The organism is Micromonospora marincola (assembly GCF_056150385.1).
Window position 1 is genome coordinate 1 of the sequence record NZ_JAXCFT010000058.1, and the last position, 845, is coordinate 845.

Annotated in this window: 1 protein-coding gene; it reads right to left on the reverse strand. The window is 66.7% G+C overall.

What is annotated here, in order from left to right:
• Positions 1-814 (reverse strand): IS110 family RNA-guided transposase (locus SM450_RS31040; RefSeq protein ID WP_474623330.1); only part of this gene is annotated, 814 nt, incomplete at its 3' end.
• Positions 815-845: the final 31 nt, after the last annotated feature.

Genomic DNA, 845 nt, shown 5'->3' on the forward strand with positions numbered 1-845 from the left:
CCCCGGGAATCTCAAGCAGCCGGGCCGCCGCCGGGGCGAAAGGGGCCAGTTGCGCCTCGATCCGGGCGTCGACCTCGCGGATGTCGGCCTCGACCTGCTCGACCCGGGCGATCATCTTGCCCAGCAGGAACGCGTGGTGATCGGTGAAGTGCCCGGTGAGGGCTTCCTGCAGGGCTGGGATCTTGCGGCGCAGGCTGGAACGCGCCAGGTCGGCCAGGGTGTGTGGGTCGCGTTGCCCGGCGATCAACGCCGCCATCATGGCCCGCCCCGACGTGCCGAACAGGTCGCTGACCACGACCGACAGTTTGATCTGCGCGTCTTCGAGCAGCTTCTCCGCCCGGTTGCGTTCCGCCCCCGCTTCAGCGATCAGATCGACCCGGTAACGGGTCAGATCCCGCAGCATCCGGATCGGCGCCGGTGGCACGAAACTCGGCCGGATCATCTGCCGTTCGGCGACCTTGCACAACCACACCGCGTCCAGTTTGTCGGTCTTCGGCCGGCCCGGTAGATGCTTGACGTCGCGGGCGTTGACCAGCCACACCTCGAACCCGTGCGCTTCCAGGAGGTAGAACACCGGTTTCCAGTAGTCACTGGTGGCCTCCATGACCACCCGGGTCACCCCCAGCGCGGCCAAGCGCTCGGCCAGCCCGATCAGCGATCGGGTCATCGTCGGGTAGGTCCGCACTTCCTGCAGCCGCCGTCCGGGCTTCGTCTCGTCCGGAACCCGTGCGCAGCACACCAACAACGCCTTGCCGATGTCCAACCCCGCCACACGCGTGATGATCTGCTCTTCATCCTGGGCTTGTTCCAGCAACCGAAACCCTCCCCACCAGCACGAACATCAA